We start from the raw sequence: 16,410 nt of genomic DNA on the forward strand, positions 1-16,410 counted from the left end.
ATAGAAAGACAGTAGATATGACATACATCATTCGAGGTGGCTGGTTTGCTTCATTTAATTATTATGATGATTGAGCGTGTGGGGATCATCGTTATTTTAGGATTTGTGCTTGCTCATGTGAAGGGCTTTCGCAATCTATTGCTACATAATCAAGGGTTTCGGAAAAAGGCAATCCTTGTCTTCATTTTTGCTTCTTTTAGTATTATCAGCAATTACACAGGAATTGAAATCCAACAGCAAATTGTCATGAATCATGAGTTTTCTTATCATCTTGGCTCGTCAAGCTCTATCGCCAATACGAGAATTATGGGGATCGAAATAGGTGGTTTGATCGGGGGGCCGTTTGTAGGGATTGGCGCAGGGCTTTTAGCTGGAATTCATCGCTATTCCCTAGGAGGAAGCACGGCGCTCAGCTGTGCGATTTCTTCCATTTTAGCGGGTGTCATTGCAGGCTATGTCGGCAGCAGATTTAAGCGGAGGAATCGAATGGTCACACCTCGCCAAGCAGCTCTTTTTGGTGTGGCGATGGAATCATTACAGATGATCATTATCCTTCTGTTTGCAAAGCCATTTGCGGATGCATGGGGGCTTGTCAGTATCATCGCTTTGCCGATGATCTTTGTGAATGGAATCGGCAGCTTTATCTTTTTATCTATTTTACAGTCAGTCATTCGGCAAGAAGAGCAGGCAAAAGCGATGCAGACACATCGTGTATTTTCGATCGCCGATCAAACACTGCCTTTTTTCCGCCAAGGGTTAAATGAACAGTCATGTAAAAGTGTGGCGGAGATCATTCATCGGTTGACTGAAACAGATGCGGTCTCCTTAACAGACACAGAAAAGATTTTAGCGCATGTCGGAGATGGAACAGATCATCATATTCCATCTAAAAGCCTAATTACAGGGCTGTCGAAACAAGTATTGATGAGCGGCAAGATTATGAAGGCACATTCGAAGGACGAAATCAATTGTTCAGTCGCCCATTGCCCTCTTGAAGCCGCAATCGTGCTGCCGCTCACTTCTAACGGCCAAACGATTGGAACGTTAAAAATGTATTTCAATTCTCCGGTCGGATTAAGCAGGGTGGAAGAGGAGCTTGCAGAAGGTTTGGCGATGCTGTTTTCCACACAGCTTGAGCTTGGGGAGGCGGAAACGCAAAGCCGCCTGCTAAAAGATGCAGAGATCAAAGCACTTCAAGCACAAGTGAACCCGCACTTTTTATTTAACGCCATTAATACCATCTCTGTTTTATGCAGAACCAATGTGGAGATGGCAAGGAAGCTGCTGCTGCAGCTAAGTATTTATTTTCGTTCAAATATGCAAGGTGCCCGCCAGCTGCTGATTCCAATGCATAAAGAAATTCAGCATGTGGAGGCATATTTATCACTTGAACAAGCAAGGTTTCCAAATAAGTACCATGTGACCTTTCAAATTGAAAAGGAGCTGGAGCAGGTGATGATTCCGCCCTTTGTGCTTCAGGTGCTTGTTGAAAATGCAGTGAGACATGCTTTTCCTAAACATCAAACGAATTGTGAAGTCATCGTATCCGCTTTGATGAAAGATGGGCATGTTTATATGAAAGTGACAGATAATGGACAGGGGATTGAAGATGATAAGATGGCTCAGCTATTAAAAGCGCCTGTCGAATCACTAGAAGGAACTGGGACAGCCCTTTTTAATTTAGATCAGCGGTTAAGAGGAATTTTTGGCAGACAAGCCGCTTTATCCATTCATAGTGACCAAGGCACTGACATCTCATTTCGCATTCCGATGGACTATGTAAAAAAGGATGATTCTCATTGATGAAGGTATTAATCGTAGATGATGAAGTGTTAGCAAGAGATGAATTAAAATACTTATTACGAAGAACGAAAGAGGATGTTCAAATAGAGGAAGCAGAAAATATAGAATCTGCTTTTGACCGGATGGTCGACCATAAGCCGGATCTGCTCTTTTTAGACATTGATTTATCTGGTGAGAACGGATTTGATATTGCCAAAAGGCTCAACCGGATGTCTGATCCGCCAGCGGTTGTATTTGCGACAGCCTTTGATCAATATGCGCTGAAGGCGTTTGAGGTAAGTGCGCTTGATTACTTAACAAAACCAATTGATGAAGAGCGGCTGCTCCAGACCATCCAGAAGTTTAAAAAATGGAAATCTGTTGAGACGCAAGAGCACCAGCTGTCAGATGAGAAAGCGCCCCACCAGCAAAAATTAGCGATCTCAGTCGATGACTCAATTGTGATCCTGCAAATTGAAGAGATCATGTATGTAGGACTCAGCGAGGGGAAAAAGGTCGTGAAAACAAAGCATCATATGTATGAGGTCTCAGAACCGCTTGTGGTCATTGAAAAGAAACTTCCTGAGGCTTACTTTATGAGGGTCCATCGCAGCTATATCGTGAATACCTCTCATATGAAAGAAGTACAGCCGTGGTTTAATTCGACGTATAATCTGCATATGACAGACGGGTCCATCATTCCTGTCAGCCGTACATATGCGAAAGAATTAAAGAAGTCGCTCCTGCTAGAGTAGGAGGGCTTTTTTTGTTTGTATTTCAATACTCGTTTTTTGCATTTCAGTCATTGAATCCAGCGAGTTTCATTGTAAACGCTTCATTTGTTTATTTCATGGCTTATACTGATGGCAGTCGAAGAAAGAGGTGAAGGGGCATGAGTGCCACGAAAGTATATGGGTTTCTATCTCAAGCATTTATTTTTGCAACCGTAATGTTCGTTTCTAATCTCATTTCAATGTATTTACCGATTCCGATGCCCGCATCCGTCATTGGTTTGGTTCTATTATTTGTTTTGTTAACAACGAAAATCGTCAAACTAGAGCAGGTGGAGCAATTAGGTACATCATTGACAGGACTCATTAGCTTTCTGTTTGTTCCCTCTGGGATATCAGTTATTCAATCATTAGGTGTCATGCAAGAAGTGGGTGTGCAAGTCGTCGGTGTCATTATCATTGCAACCATTATGCTACTTGCAGCGACAGGGCTGTTTTCGCAGCTTCTCATGCAATTATCAGAAAGACCGCAGAAACGTAAAGAGACAAAGGAGAGTCAATCTGCTCCTTCTCATTCAAATAAACCAGCTTCAAGTACGCATTAAAGGAGAGATGCAAAATGGGTACAAGTACGATGAGCCCTTATTTTGGCATTGTTGTCTCATTGGTCGCTTTTGGAATAGGGACATTCTTATTTAAAAAATCAAAAGGCTTCTTCTTGTTCACCCCGCTGTTTGTGGCGATGGTACTAGGCATTTTATTTTTGAAAGTTGGCGGTTTTTCCTACGCAGATTATAATGAGGGCGGCAAGATTATCAAATTTTTCTTAGAGCCTGCCACGATTGCTTTCGCTATCCCGCTTTATAAGCAGAGAGCTTTGCTTAAAAAATATTGGTGGCAAATTTTATCTGCTATTTTTGTAGGTTCACTTTGTTCTATTACGATCGTATATCTCGTAGCAAAAGGAATTCATTTAGATGCGGCTGTGATGAAAAGCATGCTTCCACAAGCAGCGACAACAGCGATTGCTCTTCCAATTGCAAAGGATATTGGCGGAATCGCAGATATCACAGCCTTTGCGGTCATATTTAATGCTGTCATTGTCTATGCACTAGGTGCTTTCTTCTTAAAATTGTTTCGCATTAAAAACCCAGTGGCAAAAGGTCTTGCACTTGGTACATCAGGACATGCGCTTGGGGTTTCTGTTGGAATTGAGATGGGAGAAGTAGAAGCAGCGATGGCAAGTATCGCCGTTGTAGTCGTAGGAGTTGTGACCGTTATCGTCATCCCAATCTTTATGCAGTTGATTCTTTGATGGCGTCATGGTGTGAAAAAGTCTTGCCCAATTCGTCTCATCATGTTAAACTGAAAAAGTTGTTTCAAGAGTTCGGTTACTTGACGGACAAATGAAAATTGTGTAGAATAGTTAACGAATTGAATAGATATCACAAGCAGAAGCACCCGCTTCTCACCTGATTGACACATGTTTGTAGTTGACAGGTTGACCGTACATTTATTTTTTCATGCAAATGTTCGCAGTGTGGGTGTTTTATATGCCCACACTTTTTGTTTGCCTGTAAAACATACAACGAAATGGTCAAAATGAATTGTGAACTCAATTCAAAATCTCATGGAGGTGGCTCACTATTAGCAAAGATCAATTAGTTAATGAAGGTATTCGTGCGCGTGAAGTTCGTTTGATCGGACAAAATGGCGATCAGCTTGGGATTAAAACCCGCCAGGAAGCTCTGGAAATTGCTGCTAAAGCTAATCTTGACCTTGTGTTAGTTGCTGCAAATGCAAAACCACCTGTTTGCCGAATCATGGACTATGGTAAGTTCCGATTCGAACAGCAGAAGAAGGAAAAAGAGGCACGTAAGAATCAAAAAATCATTAGCTTAAAAGAAGTTCGGTTGAGCCCGACAATCGATGAACATGATTTTAACACGAAGCTCCGTAATGCAATCAAATTCCTTGAAAAGGGAGATAAAGTGAAAGCTTCTATCCGCTTTAAAGGCCGTGCGATTACGCATAAAGAAATCGGACAGCGCGTGTTAGACCGTTTCTCTGAAGCTTGCGCTGAAGTAGCAACAGTAGAAACAAAACCTAAGATGGACGGACGCAGCATGTTCCTCATGCTTGCACCAAAAGTCGAAAAGTAAAGTAACAGAGGGAGGAAACATCCAATGCCAAAAATGAAAACTCACCGCGGATCTGCTAAACGTTTCAAAAAAACAGGTTCTGGTAAACTTAAACGTTCTCATGCGTACACAAGTCACTTGTTCGCTAACAAATCTACAAAGCAAAAACGTAAATTGCGTAAGAGCGCAATCGTAAGTGCTGGAGATTTCAAACGTATCAAACAACAACTTGCAAACATCAAGTAATTTGGAATAGGAATCATAGGAGGGAATTACAATGCCAAGAGTAAAAGGCGGAACTGTGTCGCGTCAGCGTCGTAAAAAGGTTCTTAAATTAGCAAAAGGTTATTTCGGTTCAAAACATAGATTATACAAAGTAGCAAACCAACAGGTGATGAAATCTGGAAACTACGCTTTCCGTGACCGTCGTCAGAAAAAACGTGACTTCCGTAAACTATGGATCACTCGTATCAACGCTGCAGCTCGTATGAACGGTCTTTCTTACAGCCGTTTAATGCATGGCTTAAAGCTTTCTGGTATCGAAGTAAACCGCAAAATGCTTGCTGACCTTGCTGTGAATGACCTAAATGCATTCAATCAGCTTGCTGATGCTGCAAAAGCACAACTAGACAAGTAAGTTTTATAAAAGATCATTCCTTCGAGGGGTGATCTTTTTTTCTCATCATGTGAGGTGAAATGAATGAATATGGCTTTGATCCTGCTGCTTATTTTGGTGAATGGCTACGGCTTTTTTCTCATGGGTGAAGACAAACGCCGGGCCAAAGCACATAAATGGAGAATTTCAGAGGCACATTTATGGAGTGCTGCGGTTCTTTTTGGCGCTGCCGGATCGTATCTAGGAATGCAGTATTTCCGGCATAAAACAAAGCATCCCGCCTTTCAAATCGGCATGCCTTTATTAATTATTTTGCAGTTGATCCTATTGGGATATATCCAAGTTATTTGAAAAAGGAGCAGACGCCATTAAGACGGCGTGTCTGCTCCTTTTTTTTGTTTGATTTTTTTGATGGGCTGATCCCAATCAATTTTTGTTTGAGGATAACGCTCGATAATGTTTTCCTCCAGTTTTTCAAAGTCTTCTAATGTAAATTCACTCAGCTTCTCAGGTGACTCCGTCCAAACGTAAATGGAGTGGACAAACAGAGGATGATCCTTAGAAGGAACATGCTTCTCCCCTTCAAACAAGACACCTTTATAGACGAAATTAAAATTTTTGCGCGCATTTTGCTGTTCGTCCATAAAATAAAAGCCTTCTTTTAATTGTGCTTGTTTCAGCTTTCTTCTCGGATTTGAGAAGAATTTTACCGCCATGTAGAAGATGTAGACAAGCAGTGCAACAAGAGCTAGTCTCATGAGGATTACAAACATGACAGGATGCACCTCCAATACCGTTATCTGATGTACTACGAATGAAAACGCCAAAAGGTTTCAACTTTTTTTAAAAAAATATTTCGTAAAACGAAAAAATATTCATAAAAAGATCGTATTGAACGAAAGAGGTTTTGTATAATAAGAATGCACCATGAAGATAAAGGAGGATAAATGGAATGACAAAGCTCGATCAAACATTAACTATGCTGAAAGACCTAACGGATGCAAAAGGGATTCCAGGAAATGAACGTGATGTCAAAAAAGTCATGCAGACATACATAGAATCATATGCAGATGAAGTCTCTACAGACCGCCTTGGCAGCTTGATCGCTAAAAAGGAAGGAAATGCTAACGGACCTAAAATTATGCTCGCAGGTCACTTAGATGAAGTAGGATTCATGGTGACAAAAATTGATGACAAAGGCTACATTCGTTTTCAAACAGTCGGCGGCTGGTGGTCACAGGTCATGCTCGCCCAGCGTGTCACCATTGTGACGAAAAAGGGAGAGATCACAGGGGTAATTGGTTCAAAGCCACCACACGTCTTGTCACCTGAAGCTCGTAAAAAGTCAATTGAGATTACGGATATGTTTATTGATATTGGGGCGTCAAGCAAAGAACAGGCAATGGAGTGGGGCGTGCTGCCTGGAGATCAAATCGTTCCTTACTTTGAATTTACAGTCATGAATGATGAAAAAATGCTCCTTGCAAAAGCATGGGACAACCGCATTGGCTGTGCAGTCGCCATTGATGTCATGAAAAATTTGCATAATGCTCAGCATGAGAATATTGCTTACAGCGTCGCAACTGTCCAAGAGGAAGTAGGCCTGCGCGGAGCTAAAACAGCAGCGGCTACGATTCAGCCTGATATTGGATTTGCCATTGATGTAGGTGTAGCAGGAGATACTCCGGGCATCACTGAGAAAGAAGCAACTAGCAAACTTGGCAAAGGCCCAACGATTGTTGTATTTGATGCTTCAATGGTCTCTCATAAAGGACTTCGTGATTTTGTTGTCCAAACAGCTGATGAGCTGAACATTCCTTATCAATATGACTCAATGCCTGGCGGCGGGACAGATGCTGGCGGTATTCATTTAACAGGTCATGGAGTTCCATCACTATCTATCGGGATTCCGAGCAGATATATTCATACCCATGCCGCAATGATTCACCGAGATGATTATGAAAATGCAGTGAAGCTTTTAACAGAAGTGATCAAAAGACTTGATCAAAAAACCGTTGAACAGATTACGTACGGTTCTTAAGTAAGAAAGCCTTTCCTCAGTACAGGGGAAAGGCTTTTTTTAATGAATTTCCCAGGAAATGAACGGTGTTTTCAAGGTGAGTCAAAAGAACTATTTTTGGTAAAAGGAGAGTGTATTTCCTAGTGAATAAGGCACATGTGATCGAGCGTTTATTTTTGTAAGATGAAAGCAATAAAAAGGACAGAGCCATAGAATGCCCTGTCAAAAGAGAGTTTATGGAAGTAGGTGAAGCTACCTTAAGAATAAACATATTATTCTTATTTGTCAACTTGGTTTTAAAAGAAAGAAAAATCAATCAATTTATGTTATATTTGTAACAAATTGTTTATACAAAGGGGATGGTTAAATGAATGCGGTTACAATTGTAATAGGATCTATGTGTATTTTAGCGATTGCCTATCGTCTTTATGGCACATTTATGATGGTCAAGGTATTAAAGGTCACAGATGATCATCCTACACCGGCTCACACGCTAGAGGACGGGAAAGATTATGTGCCGACAAATAAATGGGTTACATTTGGGCATCACTTTGCTGCGATTGCAGCTGCTGGTCCGTTAGTGGGTCCGATTTTAGCCGCTCAATTTGGATATTTACCTGGTCTCCTTTGGCTTTTAATTGGTGCAGTCATAGGCGGAGCTGTACATGATCTAGTCGTCTTATTTGCGTCGATGCGAAAAAAGGGGAAATCATTATCAGAGGTAGCGAAGGAAGAGCTGGGACCTGTTGCTGGTTTTTGTACAGGGCTTGCGATGCTGTTTATTATTACCATCACAATGGCAGGTTTGTCTATGGTTGTGCTTCATGCTTTAGAACGTAACCCTTGGGGGACATTTGCAGTTGGAATCACGATTCCGATTGCAATGGGGGTTGGTCTGTATTATAAAAAAACAGGCAATTTAAAGCTGGCGACATCTGCAGGATTTATTTTGCTGATGTTCGGTGTATTCCTTGGGCCAAATATTCAAGGAACGGCACTAGGTGATTTTTTAACACTTGATACAAAAACGCTTGCTCTTGCCCTGCCGATCTATGCCTTTTTTGCTGCGGCTCTGCCAGTTTGGCTGCTGCTTGCACCGAGGGACTATTTAAGTAGTTTTATGAAAATTGGTGTATTCATTGCGCTGATTGCTGGAATCTTTGTCGTGAATCCGTCCATTCAATTCCCGGCGTTTACAGAGTTTGTGAATGGAGGAGGACCTGTATTAGCTGGTCCTGTCTGGCCATTTATTTCGATTACCATTGCTTGCGGTGCGATCTCTGGTTTCCACGCATTTGTTGGTTCTGGGACAACGCCTAAGATGCTGGACCGCTGGAGTGATATGAAGCCTGTTGCGTTTGGCGCAATGCTTGTGGAATGTTTAGTTGGGATTATGGCTTTAATTGCGGCTACGGCCCTGCATCCAGGAGATTATTTTGCGATAAACAGTACACCAGAAGTGTTCCGAACACTCGGTATGAGTGTCGAAAACCTTCCACAGCTGAGTAAGGAAATCGGCCTTGACTTAGAAGGAAGAACGGGTGGTGCCGTGACATTGGCGGTAGGGATGGCGTATATCTTTACGGGGATTCCGTTCTTTAGTCATTTGGCTTCTTACTTCTTCCAGTTCGTCATTATGTTTGAGGCTGTCTTTATTTTAACTGCTATTGATGCGGGGACACGTGTGGCACGCTACTTGATTCAAGACTTCTTAGGTGAAGCATATAAACCGCTTAAACGAACTGACTGGGTACCTGGTTCGGTGTTTGCAAGTGCGCTTGCTTGTTTTATGTGGGGATACTTACTTTATTCAGGAGACATCGGGTCTATTTGGGCGCTGTTTGGGGTTTCAAATCAGTTAATGGCCTCGGTTGGTTTAATCATTGGGGCAACCGTTGTATTAAAAATTGCAGATAAAAGGCGATATATGCTGACTTGTTTAATTCCGCTTGCTTACTTATATGTGACGGTGAATTATGCAGGCTATTGGATGGTAGCGAATGTATATCTCAATCCTGAAGCATCCGGTTACAGCGTGCTGAATGCGGTGCTTTCGATCATTATGCTGATCTTAGGATTTGTGATTATTGTGTTTGCGATGAAAAAATGGGTTGAAATCTGGCGTGATCCAGCGCTTCGAATGGAAACGCCTATCACTGGCTAAATGAAAAAGGCCGGCTTGCTTTTATAAGCAAACCGGCTTCTTTTATTGCTGCTGCTGAGGCTTTAAGCCTTGTTCTAATGTTTCAAGGATCTCATTTTTCTCGTTTTCTGATGCTTCTTGCCATAGCACTTCGAACAACACGCCAAGGCCTGGCAACATTTTTTCCTCGCCACTTTGAATAGCATCTAAAATCGTATGCTCAAGCTGTTCTTGATTATGGCCAGTAATGTTTTGAATGACTGCGCCTCTTAAATTAAAATCCATTGCCCACACTCCTTTTTTGATGGTAATAGCCCTATTCTGTCTCAAAGACAGGTTTATTATGTAGTGTGCATGAGATATAATAAATTCATGATAATTAAAGGAGTTAACGTCGCTTGAAATATATAGAATCAGCTAAAAACACAAACATTAAACAGTGGAAGAAGCTCCATACGAAAAAAGAACGAACGAAAACGGGGCTGTTTCTCGTTGAGGGAATACATTTAGTCGAAGAAGCATTAAAGAGCGGGATCGTGAAGGAATTAATGGTCACCTCGCCCGATATGCTTCCTTCTCATATCCAGCCAGACATTGAGCTTTATGAACTGAGCGAAGAGGCCTTTTCTGCCATGACAGAAACAGAAACGCCTCAGCACATTGCCGCAGTCTGTACAGTTCCTGTTTTTGAAGAAAAGAAGGTTGAACGGCTTCTTTTATTAGACGCAGTACAGGACCCGGGGAATTTAGGCACACTCATTCGAACAGCAGATGCCGCTGGCCTTGATGCCGTGATCGTAGGAGAAGGAACAGTTGATGCGTTTAACGGAAAAACGCTCCGTTCGGCACAAGGGTCTCATTTTCACCTGCCTATCTTAAAGCAAACTCTTCAACAGGCGATCACGGAGCTGAAAGAACGAGGCATACCTGTATACGGAAGTGCCTTAAAAGATGCGAAAGAGTATAAAAACGTAACGGCAGAAGGTCCGTTTGCATTAATTGTTGGAAATGAAGGGGCTGGTATTGACCCAGAGATTCTGCAAATGACAGACCAAAATTTATATGTACCAATGTATGGGCAGGCAGAATCATTAAATGTAGCTGTTGCAGCCGCTGTTCTTGTTTATCATTTGCGTGGATAATGTTGCAACATGCGTTTATTTTCACTATAATAAAACTAATATTTTAAAAACCATGATAGAGGAAGATTGTTTCAAGAAGCGGCCTTTTAGGGAGAATGCATCGTAGACTGAAAGTGCATTTAAGGAATGCTGAAACAGGAATTCACCTCTGGAGTTGTCACCGGGACCGCAGGCTTTGCGTAAAGGTGGACCGGATTCGTTTGATTCCGTTATGTCAATGAAGCTTATTCGCACATGCATTTGTGCTTAACAAGGGTGGTACCGCGACCACAACTCGTCCCTTCTTTTATGGAGGAACGAGTTTTTTTATTGTCTTCAAACGACCAAACAGCCGTTTATCCGAGCGGTTTTGTATATCAAAAGGAGGATCACACTCATGCAAGAAACGTTAAAACAGCTTGAAACAGAGGCGATAGCGAAGGTTGAAGCAGCTAGCTCGCTCAAAGAGGTCAATGACATTCGTGTTCAATACTTAGGGAAAAAAGGACCGATTACAGAAGTACTTCGCGGAATGGGCAAGCTCTCCGCAGAAGAAAGACCGAAAATGGGTGCACTTGCAAACGAAGTAAGAGAGCAGATTGCTAGTGCCATTGCTGAAAAAAATGAACAGCTGGAAAAAGAAGAAGTGAAGAAAAAACTTGCTTCTCAAACGATCGATGTTACTTTGCCGGCAAGTCCAATCAAAATGGGGGCAAGACATCCATTAACGATAGTTGTCGAAGATATTGAAGATTTATTTATCGGAATGGGCTACACCGTTGAGGAAGGTCCTGAAGTGGAAACGGATTATTATAACTTTGAAGCATTGAATCTCCCAAAGGAGCATCCGGCACGTGATATGCAGGACAGCTTCTATATTACCGAAGATACACTGATGAGAACACAAACATCACCAGTACAAGCACGTACACTTGAGAAATATAAAGGACAAGGTCCTGTGAAGATCGTCTGTCCTGGTAAAGTATATAGACGTGACAGTGATGACGCGACTCATTCACATCAATTTATGCAAATTGAAGGGCTTGTCGTCGATCACAATATTAGCATGAGTGATCTAAAAGGAACGCTGGAGACAGTCGCAAGAAAAATGTTTGGGGAAGATCGTGAAATTAGACTGCGTCCAAGCTTTTTCCCTTTCACAGAACCATCTGTCGAAGTCGATGTGTCTTGCTTTAAATGCGGCGGGAAGGGCTGCTCTGTATGTAAAGGAACAGGCTGGATTGAGATTTTAGGTGCAGGAATGGTTCATCCGAATGTCCTGAAAATGAGCGGATTTGATCCAGAGACTTACCAAGGCTTTGCTTTTGGAATGGGTGTGGAACGGATCGCGATGCTGAAATACGGCATTGATGATATTCGCCATTTCTACACAAATGACATTAGATTCACAAAGCAATTCAAGCAGGACTAAGAGGAGGAAATCAACATGTTTGTTTCATATAAATGGTTAGAAGACTATGTCGATTTAGAAGGCATCAAGCCGGCTGAATTAGCAGAAAAAATCACAAGAAGCGGAATTGAAGTGGAAGCCGTTGAATATAAAGGCGAAGGCATCAAAGGAGTTGTCGTTGGACACGTCATTGAACGTGAACAGCATCCGAATGCGGATAAATTAAACAAATGTCTTGTTGATATCGGCGAAGACGCACCGGTGCAAATTATTTGCGGGGCTCCGAATGTGGAGAAAGGACAGTATGTGGCCGTCGCAACGGTTGGCGCAGTCCTTCCTGGCAACTTTAAAATTAAAAAAGCAAAACTGCGCGGTGAAGAGTCTCATGGCATGATTTGTTCTCTGCAAGAATTAGGCGTAGAGAGCAAGCTCGTACCAAAGGAATATGCAGAAGGGATTTTTGTTTTTCCGAATGACGTGAAACCAGGGGATGATGCTCTTCAAGCACTTCAATTAGATGATGCGGTACTTGAGCTTGGCTTAACACCAAACCGTGCCGATGCCCTGAATATGCTGGGTGTGGCTTATGAGGTTGCCGCCATTTTAGGAAGAGATATCAAGCTTCCTGATACAGCACATGACACTTCTTCCGAAAAAGCAGCAGACTATATTTCTGTTAAAATTGAGGATCAAGAAGCGAATCCACTTTATGCAGCAAAGATCATTAAAAATGTAAAGGTTGGACCAGCACCGCTTTGGATGCAAACAAGATTGATGAATGCAGGCATCCGTCCAATTAACAACGTTGTGGATATTACAAACTTTGTACTGCTTGAATACGGCCAGCCGCTTCATGCCTTTGATTATGACCGCTTTGGTTCAAAGCAGGTGGTCGTTCGTAAAGCGTCTGACAGCGAAATCATTCAAACACTCGATGAGCAAGAGCGTACATTGTCATCAAAGCATCTTGTCATCACGAATGGAACGAAAGCGCACGCGGTAGCAGGCGTCATGGGCGGCTTCGAATCAGAGGTACGGGATGAGACGACGACGATTCTTTTAGAAGCGGCATATTTCAACGGTCAAACAGTCCGTCAAGCATCTAGAGACTTAGGGCTTCGCAGTGAATCAAGCACACGATTTGAAAAAGGCCTCGATCCGCAGCGTACGAAACCGGCAGCAGAAAGAGCAGCTCAATTGATCAGCATGTATGCAGGCGGTGAAGTGCTAAGCGGTACAGTTGAGGAAAATCACCTTGAAGCAAGTATGAATGTCATCCACGTATCAACTGAGCGTGTGAACAAGGTGCTTGGAATGAGCATTTCAAAAGAAGATATGATTCAGATTTTCAACAAATTAGGCTTTACAGTGGGCGAATCAAATGATGTTCTTGTCGTAACAGTTCCTTCTCGCAGAATGGATATTACGATTGAAGAAGACCTCATTGAAGAAGTCGCAAGATTATACGGCTACGATAATATTCCATCTACACTGCCTGCGACAGCCGGCACTGTTGGCGGTCTCACCCCATACCAAGTAAAGCGCAGAAAGGTAAGACGTTTCTTAGAGGGCGCAGGACTTTCTCAAGCGATTACGTATTCATTGACAAATCAGCATAAGTCCACAGCTTTTGCCCTGCATCCAGCTTATGAAACGAGACTTTCTCTGCCAATGAGTGAGGAACGCAGTGTGTTAAGACAAAGTCTTCTGCCAAACTTACTTGATTCTGTAGCATATAACTTGGCAAGACAAGCTGATTCATTTGGATTTTATGAAACGGGCTCTGTTTTCTTAGCAGAAGCTGAAGGGGCAAAGCCAGTGGAAAAAGAACATGTCGCTGGTGCGCTGACAGGCTTATGGCATAAAAATCTTTGGCAGGGCGAGAAAAAAGCCGTCGATTTTTATGTAGCGAAAGGAATTGCTGAAGGATTGTTTGAAAAGCTTGGTGTGTCAGACCAAATCACATATGTTCAAGCAGAGCGTGAGGGTCTTCACCCAGGGCGAACAGCAGATGTTCACTTAAATGGTCAAGTCATTGGCTTTGTTGCCGCACTGCATCCAGTCGTTGAAAAAGAATTGGATTTAAAAGAAACGTATGTCTTCGAGTTTGATTTAACAGATGTGATGACATCTGAAACGAAGGATATGAAATATACAGCGATTCCGAGATTCCCTGCTGTGACAAGAGATATCGCACTTGTTGTCGATCAGCATATCTCAAGCGGACAGCTGGAGCGTGTCATCTATGAAGCAGGCGGTCATCTACTCACAGACCTATCTGTATTTGATGTGTACGAAGGGGAACATATGGAAGAAGGCAAAAAATCTGTTGCATTCTCTCTTCAATATTTAAACCCTGAACAAACGTTGACCGAGGAAGAAGTCACCGCTGTTCACACAAAAGTTTTAAAAGCACTAGAAGATACGTATCAAGCCGTCTTACGCGGTTAAAGGAAAAAAGCTAGGGCCTCATGGGCTCTAGCTTTTTTTATAGCATTTTTTTCGCTTTTTGTGTGTTGGCAAAATGCAGCTTTGTAAATTGACGTAAAGCATCTTCACCATGCAGCTTGATGAGCTTGGCGGCGGCCTTATCTACATGAGGACCGGCCCCTTTTGGGATGTCAAAGCCTGCAGCCTGTGATAATTTGTCCATTTCAATTAAAAAGGCGTACCTTGCGATAATGGAAGCTGCAGCGACTGACAAATGGATGCCTTCTGCTTTTGTACTAAAATACGTCCGTTCCCGAATGATTTTTTTCCCGGCAAGATGCTTGAAATAAATGCCTGGTTCTGCAAATTGGTCAATCAAAATGGCTTCAGGCTGCTGTCCTTCCAGTTTTTCTAGCACAGAGGTGATGACTTGGTTATGAAGAAGTGCCTTCATTTTTCCTTGACTCATGCCCTTTTCCTGCATCGTATTGTACTTTTCATTTCGGAGAACGAGAAGGCTGAACGGAATGGTTTTGATGAGATCCTTGGCAATGTTGATAATTTGCGGGTCCTTTAATCCTTTTGAGTCTTTTACGCCAAGCTCTTTCATTAAAGCAAGCTGGCTGGCATCAACATAGGCCGCACAGACTGTGATCGGTCCGAAATAATCACCTGTACCTACTTCATCTGAACCGACGACCGACATGGAAGCAATGCCAGGCGGCGGACTGTATTTTGTGACAGCAGGTGATTTTTGACTTTTCGTATCAGCTGCTTGTAAATGGCTGAATTGACTGGCTTCAGCTTCTGCCTTTTGTCCTTGAAAGAGCACTTTTCCAGATCGATAAGCTGTAATCGTACAGCCAGGGACTTTTGCTTGAAAGAGGGCGCCTGGCGGCAAAGTGTCTGTTAAATGGTGCGCATACGCGCTCTTCATTTTTTTGAGGTCTTCTGATGTTGCTTTTAAAACGGATTGGGGCACAGTGGATAACTCCTTTTTACCTTGATATCATTGATTTCTAAAGTGTACCATAACAGGTAAGGGCTCGTCTTTCCATTCAATGTCTAAACATGTTATGATAGAGACTAGGATTCTCGTGGAATGGAGGAGAAACGTTGTCTGACGGCGGTAAAACGAAAACAACAGTTGAGATATACGGACAGTCCTATACGATCATCGGTCAAGAAACGAAGATGCATATGCGGCATGTTGCGTCAATTGTTGATGATAAAATGAGAGAAATAAATGAAAAAAATCCATACCTTGATATAAACAAATTAGCTGTACTGACAGCAGTCAATGTCGTCCACGACTACTTGAAATTAAAAGAGCAATACGAAAAATTAGAGATTCAGCTAAAAGAAAAGGAATGAAATTACCGTGATCGATATCATCATTTTGTTTTTGCTTCTTATGGGAACGCTTGTCGGTCTAAAACGCGGGTTTATTCTTCAATTTATTAAATTGATCAGCTTTGTTGTTTCTATATTAGTGGCTTCTATGTTTTATCAGTCACTGGCACCACAGCTTACGTGGATTCCGGCACCTAATTTTAGCGGCGGTCAACCGCAGCTCGCTTTCTTTAGCGGGAATCTAGAAACAGCTTATTATAACACCATTGCGTTTATCATTCTGTTTATCTTGACCAAAATCCTGCTCGCCATCATTGGCGGATTGCTCACAACCATTGCAAGTATACCTGTGATTAAACAGGTGAACAAACTGCTTGGCGGTGTTTTAGGATTTCTTGAAACCTATTTATTTGTGTTTATTCTATTGTTTGTCGCTGCATTACTTCCAGTAGATGCGCTGCAAACAATGATGAGCAAATCAATGTTAGCAGATGTGATCGTAAACAACACCCCTTACCTGTCCGGTCTTGTCAAAGACCTATGGTCGACGTATGGAGTTTAAAAACTTCTCCTTTCCTGGAGAAGTTTTTTCTCATTCCATGACAGAAAGTTGTAGGATGAAGGGAAAGTTTGTATATTTATATAGGAAGATGCCAAAGCGG

Annotated in this window: 18 protein-coding genes and 1 other annotated feature; of the genes, 15 read left to right on the forward strand and 3 right to left on the reverse strand. The window is 42.3% G+C overall.

Features of this window, described 5'->3' with window-relative positions; all coding sequences use genetic code 11:
• The first annotated feature begins 45 nt into the window (after positions 1-45).
• The 8 genes from AAZR19_RS04210 to AAZR19_RS04245 all read left to right on the forward strand — a co-directional run bounded on the left by AAZR19_RS04210 (position 46) and on the right by AAZR19_RS04245 (position 5,621).
• Positions 46-1,803, forward strand: coding sequence for a sensor histidine kinase (locus AAZR19_RS04210; RefSeq protein WP_076840312.1), 1,758 nt, complete (start codon positions 46-48; stop codon positions 1,801-1,803).
• Complete coding sequence (locus tag AAZR19_RS04215; RefSeq protein ID WP_076840313.1) at positions 1,800-2,537, forward strand: LytR/AlgR family response regulator transcription factor; 738 nt, start codon at positions 1,800-1,802, stop codon at positions 2,535-2,537. The genes AAZR19_RS04210 and AAZR19_RS04215 overlap by 4 nt, the downstream gene beginning before the upstream one ends.
• A 137-nt stretch (positions 2,538-2,674) precedes the next feature.
• Complete coding sequence (gene lrgA / locus AAZR19_RS04220; protein ID WP_041107196.1) at positions 2,675-3,118, forward strand: antiholin-like murein hydrolase modulator LrgA; 444 nt, start codon at positions 2,675-2,677, stop codon at positions 3,116-3,118.
• Positions 3,119-3,132: 14 nt separating this feature from the next.
• Entirely contained in the window at positions 3,133-3,828 is a 696-nt protein-coding gene (gene lrgB / locus AAZR19_RS04225) for an antiholin-like protein LrgB (RefSeq protein ID WP_024425719.1), read from the forward strand.
• A gap of 128 nt (positions 3,829-3,956) precedes the next feature.
• Positions 3,957-4,088: a sequence feature (ribosomal protein L20 leader region), on the forward strand.
• A 71-nt stretch (positions 4,089-4,159) separates the two neighbouring features.
• Positions 4,160-4,675: a translation initiation factor IF-3 gene (infC, locus tag AAZR19_RS04230; RefSeq protein WP_024425720.1), complete on the forward strand. Its 516-nt coding sequence runs from the start codon at positions 4,160-4,162 to the stop codon at positions 4,673-4,675.
• Between the two features lie 24 nt (positions 4,676-4,699).
• Positions 4,700-4,900: a 50S ribosomal protein L35 gene (gene rpmI, locus AAZR19_RS04235; RefSeq protein WP_003216324.1), complete on the forward strand. Its 201-nt coding sequence runs from the start codon at positions 4,700-4,702 to the stop codon at positions 4,898-4,900.
• A 31-nt stretch (positions 4,901-4,931) separates the two neighbouring features.
• Positions 4,932-5,291: a 50S ribosomal protein L20 gene (gene rplT, locus AAZR19_RS04240; RefSeq protein ID WP_007501659.1), complete on the forward strand. Its 360-nt coding sequence runs from the start codon at positions 4,932-4,934 to the stop codon at positions 5,289-5,291.
• A gap of 63 nt (positions 5,292-5,354) precedes the next feature.
• Positions 5,355-5,621: a DUF1294 domain-containing protein gene (locus AAZR19_RS04245; RefSeq protein WP_034279690.1), complete on the forward strand. Its 267-nt coding sequence runs from the start codon at positions 5,355-5,357 to the stop codon at positions 5,619-5,621.
• 17 nt (positions 5,622-5,638) lie between these two features.
• On the opposite strand, the gene AAZR19_RS04250 is transcribed toward AAZR19_RS04245, so the two are convergent.
• Positions 5,639-6,043 (reverse strand): hypothetical protein, encoded by a 405-nt coding sequence (locus AAZR19_RS04250; RefSeq protein WP_024426127.1) that lies wholly within the window; start codon positions 6,041-6,043, stop codon positions 5,639-5,641.
• A 179-nt stretch (positions 6,044-6,222) separates the two neighbouring features.
• Here AAZR19_RS04250 and AAZR19_RS04255 point away from each other — a divergent pair, with 179 nt between their 5' ends.
• Complete coding sequence (locus tag AAZR19_RS04255; protein WP_024425723.1) at positions 6,223-7,311, forward strand: M42 family metallopeptidase; 1,089 nt, start codon at positions 6,223-6,225, stop codon at positions 7,309-7,311.
• 346 nt (positions 7,312-7,657) lie between these two features.
• A complete protein-coding gene (gene cstA, locus AAZR19_RS04260) occupies positions 7,658-9,454 on the forward strand; it encodes a carbon starvation protein CstA (RefSeq protein ID WP_041086552.1) in 1,797 nt (598 codons plus the stop codon).
• 42 nt (positions 9,455-9,496) lie between these two features.
• On the opposite strand, the gene sspI is transcribed toward cstA, so the two are convergent.
• The gene (sspI, locus tag AAZR19_RS04265) at positions 9,497-9,718 is read right to left on the reverse strand and encodes a small acid-soluble spore protein SspI (RefSeq protein ID WP_024425725.1); all 222 of its coding nucleotides are present in this window, start codon (positions 9,716-9,718) and stop codon (positions 9,497-9,499) included.
• 113 nt (positions 9,719-9,831) lie between these two features.
• Between sspI and AAZR19_RS04270 the strand changes: the two genes are divergently transcribed.
• From AAZR19_RS04270 to pheT, 3 genes are all read left to right on the forward strand, one after another.
• Positions 9,832-10,575 carry a TrmH family RNA methyltransferase gene (locus AAZR19_RS04270; RefSeq protein WP_076840314.1) on the forward strand — a complete coding sequence of 248 codons (744 nt, stop codon included), beginning with the start codon at positions 9,832-9,834 and terminating at the stop codon, positions 10,573-10,575.
• 376 nt (positions 10,576-10,951) lie between these two features.
• Positions 10,952-11,986 carry a phenylalanine--tRNA ligase subunit alpha gene (gene pheS, locus AAZR19_RS04275; protein WP_076840315.1) on the forward strand — a complete coding sequence of 345 codons (1,035 nt, stop codon included), beginning with the start codon at positions 10,952-10,954 and terminating at the stop codon, positions 11,984-11,986.
• 15 nt (positions 11,987-12,001) lie between these two features.
• A complete protein-coding gene (gene pheT, locus AAZR19_RS04280; RefSeq protein WP_076840316.1) occupies positions 12,002-14,416 on the forward strand; it encodes a phenylalanine--tRNA ligase subunit beta in 2,415 nt (804 codons plus the stop codon).
• Between the two features lie 37 nt (positions 14,417-14,453).
• Here the strand turns inward: pheT and rnhC are convergent, their stop codons facing one another.
• Positions 14,454-15,377 carry a ribonuclease HIII gene (gene rnhC, locus AAZR19_RS04285; RefSeq protein ID WP_076840317.1) on the reverse strand — a complete coding sequence of 308 codons (924 nt, stop codon included), beginning with the start codon at positions 15,375-15,377 and terminating at the stop codon, positions 14,454-14,456.
• 134 nt (positions 15,378-15,511) lie between these two features.
• Between rnhC and zapA the strand changes: the two genes are divergently transcribed.
• Positions 15,512-15,769: a cell division protein ZapA gene (zapA, locus tag AAZR19_RS04290; protein WP_012010831.1), complete on the forward strand. Its 258-nt coding sequence runs from the start codon at positions 15,512-15,514 to the stop codon at positions 15,767-15,769.
• A 7-nt stretch (positions 15,770-15,776) separates the two neighbouring features.
• The gene (locus AAZR19_RS04295) at positions 15,777-16,310 is read left to right on the forward strand and encodes a CvpA family protein (RefSeq protein ID WP_024423226.1); all 534 of its coding nucleotides are present in this window, start codon (positions 15,777-15,779) and stop codon (positions 16,308-16,310) included.
• Positions 16,311-16,410 lie beyond the last annotated feature (100 nt).

The organism is Bacillus sp. Je.9.29.b, assembly GCF_051129925.1.
Lineage (GTDB): Bacteria > Bacillota > Bacilli > Bacillales > Bacillaceae > Bacillus > Bacillus safensis.